This is a genomic window from Microvirga vignae (assembly GCF_001017175.1).
Lineage (GTDB): Bacteria > Pseudomonadota > Alphaproteobacteria > Rhizobiales > Beijerinckiaceae > Microvirga > Microvirga vignae.
Map to the genome: position 1 here is coordinate 1 of NZ_LCYG01000165.1, position 2,751 is coordinate 2,751.

At 66.5% G+C, this 2,751-nt stretch carries 3 protein-coding genes; all 3 read right to left on the reverse strand.

The genetic code is table 11. The features are described from left to right. Positions 1–73 precede the first annotated feature (73 nt). Positions 74–754: an NAD(P)H:quinone oxidoreductase gene (wrbA, locus tag AA309_RS31535; protein WP_047192976.1), complete on the reverse strand. Its 681-nt coding sequence runs from the start codon at positions 752–754 to the stop codon at positions 74–76. A 21-nt stretch (positions 755–775) separates the two neighbouring features. Then, positions 776–2,155: an FAD-containing oxidoreductase gene (locus tag AA309_RS31540; protein ID WP_047192977.1), complete on the reverse strand. Its 1,380-nt coding sequence runs from the start codon at positions 2,153–2,155 to the stop codon at positions 776–778. A gap of 112 nt (positions 2,156–2,267) precedes the next feature. Next, positions 2,268–2,751, reverse strand: a 484-nt coding sequence (locus tag AA309_RS31545) for a VOC family protein (protein ID WP_047192978.1), incomplete at its 5' end; no start/stop codon positions are given.

The following is a 2,751-nucleotide window of genomic DNA, read 5'->3' on the forward strand; positions in this document are numbered from 1 at the left end:
CAGGACAGGATCAGGGAACCTGACCGGGCTGGAAGGTGGAGCATCATGTCTCGATCCCTCCAGAGTGCGGTTGTCACGGCTGCCCGGCAGTTCCGCCTGTTGTCTCGGTCGGGTTCTGCATGTCGGCCGGGGCGGGCCCCCGCTCGCCAGCACCGTGCTCCAGCCGTCCTGCAATATCGGCCACATGCCGCCCCTGGAAGCGGGCGCCCTCGAGCTCGTTCTGGCTCGGCTGGCGGGATCCGTCGCCGGCGGCGATGGTAGTGGCGCCGTATGGCGAGCCGCCGGTGACCTCGTCCATTCTGGTTTGGCCCGCAAAGGAGTAGGGCAGGCCAACGATGATCATGCCATGGTGCAGGAGGGTGGTGTGGAACGACGTGATCGTCGTCTCCTGACCGCCGTGCTGGGAGCCCGTGGAGGCGAACACGCTGCCGACCTTGCCGATCAAAGCGCCCTTAACCCACAGGCCACCTGTCTGGTCGAGGAAGTTGCGCATCTGGGCCGCCATCCCGCCGTAGCGGGTGGGCGTGCCGAAGATGATGGCGTCGTAGTCGCCCAATTCGTCGGGGCTGGCGATCGGCGCTTCCTGATTGAGCTTCATGCCGGACTTGCGGGCGATGTCCTCGGGGACGAGTTCCGCAACCCGTTTGATGATGACGTCCGTGCCTGCGACGGAGCGGGCGCCTTCTGCGACGGCTTGTGCCATCTGCTCGATATGTCCGTACGACGAGTAATAGACGACCAAGATCTTGGCCATGTGAACCTTCCATTCCTTCCCTTATTTGACGGGTTTGAGATCGCCGAGCACGGTCGGGATCAGCTCCGAGACGGTGGGATGGACTGGCACCGCCCATTGCAGCGTCGGATAGGCTGCGCCGGCATTCATCATGTTGAGGATGCCGTGGATGACCTCGTCGCCGGTCACGCCGAGAACGGCGGCGCCGAGGATCTGTCTGGTGTCGGCATCGGCGACGATCTTGATGAAGCCCTTGGTCTCGCCTCGCTCGATGGCGCGTCCGACCCGCGTCATCGGGCGCTTGGACACAAGCACCTTTCGGCCTGACTTGAGCGCCTCGGTCTCGGTCATGCCGACACGGCCCAGCGGTGGGTCGATGTAGAGGGCGTAACCGGGAATCCGCTCGCTCACCCGACGTGTGGCGCCATCGAGAAGATTGGCCGCGACGATCTCGTAGTCGTTGTAGGCCGTATGGGTAAAGGCTCCGCGGCCATTGCAGTCGCCCAGCGCCCAGATGCCGGGCACATTGGTGGCCAGCCTGTCATCCACCTTGATGTAGCCCCGCGCATCGACCGCGACCCCCGCATTGTCGAGGCCGAGATCGTCCGTGTTGGGCCGGCGGCCCACCGCCAGCAGCACATGCGAACCGACTACGACGGGCGCCCCGGACGTGCAATCGACGTCGACAGCCACTCCGTCCGCGTGAGGCTTGAACCCAATGCAGGTGGCGTTGGTGCGGACTGTGATCCCCTCGTCGGTGAGGATCTCCCGGACCGCCTCGGATACGTCCTCGTCCTCGCGGGCGATCAGCCGTGGCGCCATCTCGACGACCGTAACCTCCGCGCCGAAACGCCGATACATCTGGGCGAACTCCAACCCGATATAGCTGCCGCCGATCACAACCAGATGCCGCGGGATGGTATCGAGCTTGAGGATCGAGGTGTTGGTGAGATAGGCGACCGTGCCGACACCCGGCATGTCGGGCACGTTCGCGCGGCCGCCGACATTGAGGAAGATGCGGGGAGCCGTCAGCAGGCTCTCGCCCACCCGGACGACCTCGGGGCCCGTGAACCGGGCGTGCCCTTCGATGACCGTCAGGCCGTCCATGCCGCGCAGCCACTTTTCGATATTCGTACGGGCATTCGTCGAGACGGCATCGGCCCGGGCTTTGACCCGTTTCATGTCGATCCTGACCGGGCTCTCGATCGCGATCCCATACTCGGTGCTCCGCCGGGCAAGATGGGCCGCGTAGGCACTGGCGACCAGCGTTTTGGTCGGCATGCAGCCGGTGTTGACGCAGGTGCCGCCGAACAGGTTGCGCTCGACGAGCGCGACCCTCATTCCGGCGGCGGTCAGCCGCCCGGCCAGGGATGGTCCCGCCTGTCCGGCCCCGATGACGATGGCGTCGAAGACTTGGGTCATGGTACGGGCTCCACGATGCGTGCCGCGCGAAGGATTTCCGCAGCGTTCTCCAGCAGGGCAACAAGTCCCGCCTGTCCGAAAGCCATGGCTGGCAGGCCACCGGGGCTGCGGCTCATGACGGCAGCGGCTGGCCGGCCTGCTCAGCCGCTAGGTAGGCGGCGTACCAGTCCGGCCAGCCCTCGTCATGGTGGCCGATCCGCTTCTCGTGCTCGCCGTGCGCGGCGGCCGCACGGCGGAGCGCAGCCGCGAGCTCCGCCGGCGAGGTGAAGGTCGTGTCGGTCCCCGCCACGCGTCCGGGCAAGCGCTCGGTGACCTCCTGCAACAGCCAGCCGTTGCCGTCCGGATCACTGAACGAGGCGTACGTGCGGTAGGTGCGGTTTTCGGGGTCCCGGCCGTTCACCCGCAGCCGCCCGAACAGGTACGGCTCGTCCGTGCCGGCGTACGCGTCGCCGGCATGAAATGCCTCGCTGACCTTGACGCCGCGACCGAGCAGCTCGTCGCGGGCGGCCTGGATGTCTGAGACGATGAGATACAGTCCCTGGGCGGAGCCAGGCGCCGCCGCGGTCACGTTCTTGCCGAAGATGACCGAGCACCCG

Bases quoted from the DNA above. Each gene is read 5' to 3' on its own strand.
- AA309_RS31540 (WP_047192977.1), bottom strand. From the start codon at position 2,155: ATGACCCAAGTCTTCGACGCCATCGTCATCGGGGCCGGACAGGCGGGA.
- wrbA (WP_047192976.1), bottom strand. From the start codon at position 754: ATGGCCAAGATCTTGGTCGTCTATTACTCGTCGTACGGACATATCGAG.